This window comes from Chelativorans composti (genome assembly GCF_039541695.1).
GTDB classification, from domain to species: Bacteria; Pseudomonadota; Alphaproteobacteria; order Rhizobiales; family Rhizobiaceae; genus Chelativorans; species Chelativorans composti.
The window spans coordinates 1-6,012 of the sequence record NZ_BAABGS010000045.1; the positions used below are offsets into that span (position 1 = coordinate 1).

Genomic DNA, 6,012 nt, shown 5'->3' on the forward strand with positions numbered 1-6,012 from the left:
ACATGGCGGCACGTTGGCCACCTCGTCTCCTCCATCCAGCCAGCGGAATGTACAAACTATTTCCGAAACGCCGGCTATGGTTCCGAGAAAAGCTGAATGGCTCTAGAGCTTACGGAACTGGTACTCGCCATGACCCGCGCTATCGGCGACCAGAGCGCGATCTTTCCAGACAAACCGGCCACGAACCATCGTGTGGTCGACGGTGCCCTTCAGTTCGCGTCCTTCGTAGATGGAATAGCCGCAATCGCTCTGGATACTCGCCTTGCCAATCGTCTCGGATGCCTGAAGGTTCACGAACGCTAGATCCGCGTCCATGCCCTTGGCAATCCGCCCCTTCTTAGCCAAGCCCATCAACTTTGCGGGTTTTTCTGCAGTCAGTTCCGCGATCTTTTCCAGTGGAATGCCGCGCTTATGGTATCCTTCTGACAACGGGACCTGGAGAAAAGTGTCCAATCCAGGGCAGCCGGGGGATGCCGACCAGATGTCTCCGTTCTTAGAATCAATCTTCCTGTGGATGTGATCGCTTGCGAGCGTATCGATCCCCCCACTTGCGATGGCTCCCCAGAGCGTTTCCCTGTCGGCGGCTGTCCGCAAAGGAGGATTGATCTTGCCAACGACACCGATCTCATCATCGACGTCGTGGGTGAGATAGTGGTTGCAGGTCTCGATGTAAATGTTAATCCCTTCCTCCCGCGCCTTGAGGGCCTGTTCGAGAGCTGGCTGCGAGGATGTGTGGACGCAGTAGACAGGAGCGCCCGCCACCTGTGCGAGATAAGCGATCCGTCTAATTGCCTCTGCTTCAATGAAACCGGGGCGAGCGTCATTCCATGCCCTAAGATCCGCCCTGCCGCTAGACTTGATACGGTCCGCGAGGAACCAAGCAATTTCCATGTTCTCGGGGTGAGGACAGAGCATGCCTCCATGGGTTGCCAACTGTTCAAGCAAGGCAAAGCTGAACCCATCGTCGATGGGCGGTAGGCCTAGCCGATCGCCCTCGTTTCCGCGGATGTTCATGAACAACTTGGCGGTCGGGACACCAAACTCCTTTATGTAACGGGGGACAGCTTCCAATTGAGCCTGGGTTGCGATCACGAAATGGAAACCGAAGTCGGTACGGGCGCCATCCCTTGTGACCTCGACAATTTCCTCGAAGTCGTCTTCATGGGGCCGGGAGCTCATGATATAGGAGATAACGGTGGTCACACCGCCACGCGCGGCCGCTGCGGTCTCTGTTTCGGCATCCGATACCTCGCGCGGACGGGCTATATCCTTGCCATGACCCAAGTGTATATGCGCATCTATGGCACCAGGAAGAATTGCGAGACCGGAAGCATCAAAACGCTCGATGTCGGTAGATACAGTGTTGGGCGACACAAGGTCAGCTATGCGGCCATCTTCGATGACAATGTCGAGCAATTCCACTCCCGACGACCGGACTACCCGCCCTCCCGAAATCATCAATTTTTTCGATGCCATAGTGCCAACCCTCCATTACTGACCTCCATTCACCAGTGCGTACAGCAAGGTGTCAATTGTTGACAGATTACTCATCACGGATTACCTACACAACAGGAGGTTTTCATGGAAGTCGCAGCACTTGAAAAAAGTCCCTCGTTGAGCGATCGAGCCCTCGAAAGGCTGACCGAGCTCATCATCCGTGGAGACATTAAACCAGGTGCACGTATCCAGGAAGCCGTCCTGGCCCGGCAACTTGGTATCAGCCGAGGTCCGCTACGCGAGGCGATACGCCGCCTCGAGGGGCGGGGACTGCTCGTGCGCATTCCCAACGTTGGGGTCCATGTTGCGAACCCCACCGTGGATGAGATCATTGATCTCTACACGATCCGGGAAGTGCTCGAAGGTCTCGCCTGCCGCCTCGCGGCGGAGCGCCTGACGGACAAAGAACTGAAGCGTCTCCGTGATGTCCTTTTCGACCACTCCGCACATGAGGATGTCAAGTCCGGTACCGGATACTACCAATCTCCAGGTGACCAGGATTTTCATTTCCAGATCATCAAGGGCAGTCGGCAAGCACGGCTGATCGAGACGCTGCTGGGCGATCTGTATCAGGTACTACGATTCTTTCGCTACCGGTCGAGCATTAAGCCAGGCCGAGCGAAGGCCGCATTCGAAGAACATATCAGCATTCTGGAGGCGCTAGAGCGGCGCGATGGCGAGGCCGCGGAGCGCTTAATGCGTGAACACTTGCAGCATGCCCGGCTATCAATCCAGGAGGCGGTGGACATTGCCGGTTCTCCTCCAGATGCCTAACTCCAAGAGGAAACCATAGTGACCCAAACCCCTGGCTCAATACTAAGGACTGCGCTGAATGAAAGGCGTGCGCTTCTTGTCCCCGGTGTGATGAATGCGCTCTCCGCGCGCATTGCGGATGACGAAGGGTTCGAAGCGCTCTATCTCACCGGTGCAGGCATCACAAACGCAAGCCTGGGGAAACCGGACGTCGGCCTTATCGACCTGACGCAGCTGTGCCTGCACCTGGCTGCAATCCGTGAAGTGACTGCGCTTCCGCTAATCGTGGATGCTGACACTGGTTTTGGCAATGCGGTGAATGTCTATCACACGATCCGCATGCTTGAGAGCACTGGGGCCAATGCTGTCCAGCTCGAAGATCAATCGATGCCCAAACGGTGCGGCCATTTTGACGGAAAAAGTGTTGTAAGTACCGCCGAGATGGTTCAGAAGATCAGGGCCGCCACCGATGCACGCCGGTCCGAGGATTGCCTGATTATCGCGCGGACCGATGTATATGCAGAGCAGGGTCTTGAAGCTGCCATTGAGAGAGCAGAGCGCTTCATCGAAGCTGGCGCCGATGTAACCTTTGTGGAAGCCCCGAGCCGGTCTGAAGATTTCGCGGAAATTTGTCGGCGTCTTCCGGTACCCCAAATGGCAAATATCGTGATCGGCGGAAAAACGCCACCAATGAGCCTTGAGCACCTCAAGGCCGCGGGTGTTGGCCTAGTGCTCTACGCCAACGCGGCGTTGCAGGGCGCAATACTTGGTATGCAGAGTGCACTTCGGCATCTGAAGAGAACCGGGCAACTCGACGAGTCAAGCGGTCTTGTGGCGACATTCCAGGAACGTCAACGTCTTGTTTGCAAACCAGACATTGACGCGCTCGAGCAGCGCTATGCTTTCGACTAATCGCAACGTACACCCCTCAGCATTAGGCTAAGAACAGCCTGGCCGCACGTGAAAGTGGAGGAGTTTCATGAAACCTTGGGACAAAATCATTCCCGCGTCTGATCTCGAACGTTATGCTCTTGCAGGTTTCGGGGGCTCTGCGCCGCTCGGCAAGAAGCCAGCGCTCTTGATCATCGACGTGCAATATCGCACCGTGGGAACGCGACCTATGCCCTTCGAGGAGGCTGTGAAAGAGTTCCAGACCAGTTGCGGTGAGGTTGCCTGGAAGGCAATTCCGAACATTGCCAAGCTTCTTTCATACTTCCGCGAGAACAAGCTACCTGTCATATACCCATATGTTGCTCCCAAAACTGTGCATGACTATGGTCGACTTGCCGAAAAGTCGCCTGGCATCATGGGCGTACCCCAAAAGGGATATGATTTCGTAGAAGAGATTGCTCCGCGCCCGGAAGACCTTCTCCTGCCAAAGCGACACCCGAGTGCATTCTTTGGCACCCCGCTTGTCAGCTACTTGGTGGATCTTGGCGTCGATACGCTCATTGTCACCGGCTGCAGCACGAGTGGTTGTGTACGCGGAACGGTCGTCGACGGCTTTTCCTACAATTTTCGCGTGGGTGTCGCAAGCGACGGCGTGTACGACCGCTCGGAAGTGTCGCATGCTGTAAATCTGTTCGATTTGGCCTCCAAGTACGCCGAGGTGGCACTTGCTGACGAGCTTATCAGCAAGCTTGCAACGGCATAATCTCACGGGCAAGGGGATGGCAAAGTGCTTGTATATGAGGCAATGGCTGATGCCTTCTTCGCTGAAGGTGTAGACGTAAGTTTTACCTTGATGGGCGATGGCAACATGCACTTCGCCACTTATCTCTCTGAAAAAGCGGATGCGCGTACCTATCTTGTGCGTCACGAGCATGCCGCCCTGGCCATGGCCAGCGCCTATTCGGTGGCAAGTGGCAAACCAGGTGTGGCATCGGTCACCTGCGGGCCAGGCGTTACACAACTTTCAACGGCGCTTGTGACCGCCACCTACGCCAAGATCCCAGTCGTTGTTTTCGCCGGTGAGAGTCCAATCGATAAGTCTTGGTACGGGCAACGCATAGAACAGGCCCCGATCGTCACTGCCACCGGCGCACACTATATCCACGCCCACAGTGTGGTTCGCATGCAGGAATACGTCCGGGAAGCCTTCTACATTGCCCGAACGGAACGTCGTCCAGTCGTCATCGGCGTACCCTATGACATCCAGCTGCATGAGTTTCCCGGCAGGGAAGTGTACCGGCCATCGACCGACTTCATTCCGAAATTACCACCGCTTGCACCTCATCCAAGCCAGGTTGAAGAGCTTCTTTGCCTGATTGAGGCAGCCCGTAAACCGATCATCATTGGGGGGCGGGGCGCCGTAAACGCGCGTAGTGCCGCGCTTGCGCGCTGCCTCGCCGACGCCATTGACGGCCTACTTGCCACCACATTGCCTGCCCGCGGCCTGTTCGATGACGATCCGTTTAGCTTGGGTATCGCCGGAGGTTATTCTACCGCGCTGGCGCGTGAGCAATTCAACGAATGCGATCTTATCATCGCGCTCGGCGCGAGCCTCAATTACCACACCCAGGATGGGGGCAAGCTGTTTCCCAACGCTAGAGTTGCCGTGATCGACGTGGATCCGGCTGGTATTAGGGATTCGCTGAAGACAGGTGACCTCCTGATCCGCAGTGATGCAGCGCTCGCGCTTGAAGCCGTCCTCGACCGTCTTAAGGGGAACCCCCGCGAAAGGGTAAACCGCACCGAGCAGCTTGCAGACCGCATCGCACGTGAACCGGCGGATTCGCATCCATTTAGGCCGTCGGACGGGCTGATGGATCCGCGCGACGCCATTGCGGAACTCGACCGCGTCCTTCCGAAACACTGGGTACTGGTCAACGGCACCGGTCACAGCGCGGCCTTTTCCGCCCACATGCGCGGCCGCAATCCCGGATCGTTCGTCACAATTCGAGAGTTTGGAGCGATAGGTAATGGTCTGTGTTATGCTGCGGGTGTAGCTGCTGCTCGCCCCAGTGACACCATCGCCGTCATCGATGGGGACGGCAGTTTCCTTATGCACGTGCAGGAACTAGAAACGATCCGGCGTCACAACCTGCGGATTCTCGTCTGCGTTCTCAACGATGGCGCCTACGGCCCAGAGATTCACAAAATGCGAAAGGATGGCATCAGTGATGCGGGAGCAGTGTTCGGACGCGGTGATCTTGGCTCCGTGGCTCGCGGATTTGGAATCCGGGGACGGGTGATCACCGACGTATCGCAGTTTGCTGACGCCGTTGAGGCCTTTCAGGCACATGATGGGGCAGAGGTCTGGGATCTCCACATCTCTGATCAAGTGGTCTCACCAATGATGCGTCGTGCTGTAGCAAGCCGGAAGGTTCTGCATCCACTATAGTCAATAAAGCAAACTATACCTAGGTATCCAGCCAGATACCCATGTTGTGATCTATGACCGGCTTGCCGGCTGATGGGCGTCGCGACTCTAGAGCAATTCCAGGAAAAGTGGAAACCGGTTTTCCATCCGGAATTGCGGGAAAACAAAAGCTTGGAGCAATTCAGCGTTTCAATAAAAGGCTGAATGGCTCTAGTGGGTCTTCCAAAGTTTGCGTCACCCCAAGGTCAGCGTTTTGGACGGTGGCGTCAAGAAAATATTTGGCTGAAGGACAACCCGTCGAGACCGTAACCCGTGCCCTTAAGTGATCGGCCCCGACGGACGGGTCCAATTTGATTGTTAGTGCAATGATGGTCGTGGCGCCAGCGCGGGCGGCATCGCTGGTTGGGGTTGCAGGGCCGCCCGCGCGAATGCCGGGATGA

6 protein-coding genes are annotated in these 6,012 nt (G+C 56.5%); 4 read left to right on the forward strand and 2 right to left on the reverse strand.

Features of this window, described 5'->3' with window-relative positions; translation table 11 throughout:
- Positions 1–102: 102 nt before the first annotated feature.
- On the reverse strand, positions 103–1,476 hold the full coding sequence (locus tag ABD906_RS10080) for a dihydroorotase (protein ID WP_345099286.1): 1,374 nt from the start codon (positions 1,474–1,476) through the stop codon (positions 103–105).
- Positions 1,477–1,581: 105 nt separating this feature from the next.
- Here ABD906_RS10080 and ABD906_RS10085 point away from each other — a divergent pair, with 105 nt between their 5' ends.
- The 4 genes from ABD906_RS10085 (at position 1,582) to ABD906_RS10100 (ending at position 5,593) form a co-directional block, all read left to right on the forward strand.
- Positions 1,582–2,271, forward strand: a complete 690-nt coding sequence (locus ABD906_RS10085; RefSeq protein ID WP_345099287.1) for a GntR family transcriptional regulator — start codon at positions 1,582–1,584, stop codon at positions 2,269–2,271.
- Between the two features lie 18 nt (positions 2,272–2,289).
- Positions 2,290–3,162 (forward strand): isocitrate lyase/PEP mutase family protein, encoded by an 873-nt coding sequence (locus tag ABD906_RS10090; protein ID WP_345099288.1) that lies wholly within the window; start codon positions 2,290–2,292, stop codon positions 3,160–3,162.
- Between the two features lie 67 nt (positions 3,163–3,229).
- A complete protein-coding gene (locus tag ABD906_RS10095; RefSeq protein WP_345099289.1) occupies positions 3,230–3,904 on the forward strand; it encodes an isochorismatase family protein in 675 nt (224 codons plus the stop codon).
- A 42-nt stretch (positions 3,905–3,946) separates the two neighbouring features.
- Positions 3,947–5,593, forward strand: a complete 1,647-nt coding sequence (locus ABD906_RS10100; RefSeq protein ID WP_345099290.1) for a thiamine pyrophosphate-binding protein — start codon at positions 3,947–3,949, stop codon at positions 5,591–5,593.
- A 160-nt stretch (positions 5,594–5,753) separates the two neighbouring features.
- On the opposite strand, the gene ABD906_RS10105 is transcribed toward ABD906_RS10100, so the two are convergent.
- Positions 5,754–6,012: hypothetical protein (locus ABD906_RS10105; RefSeq protein WP_345099291.1), on the reverse strand; the 259-nt coding region annotated here is incomplete at its 5' end.

What these genes read in the sequence shown, in the direction of transcription:
- ABD906_RS10095 (WP_345099289.1), top strand. Translation starts at nt 3,230, where the DNA reads ATGAAACCTTGGGACAAAATCATTCCCGCGTCTGATCTCGAACGTTAT.
- ABD906_RS10100 (WP_345099290.1), top strand. Translation starts at nt 3,947, where the DNA reads ATGGCTGATGCCTTCTTCGCTGAAGGTGTAGACGTAAGTTTTACCTTG.
- ABD906_RS10080 (WP_345099286.1), bottom strand. Translation starts at nt 1,476, where the DNA reads ATGGCATCGAAAAAATTGATGATTTCGGGAGGGCGGGTAGTCCGGTCG.
- ABD906_RS10085 (WP_345099287.1), top strand. Translation starts at nt 1,582, where the DNA reads ATGGAAGTCGCAGCACTTGAAAAAAGTCCCTCGTTGAGCGATCGAGCC.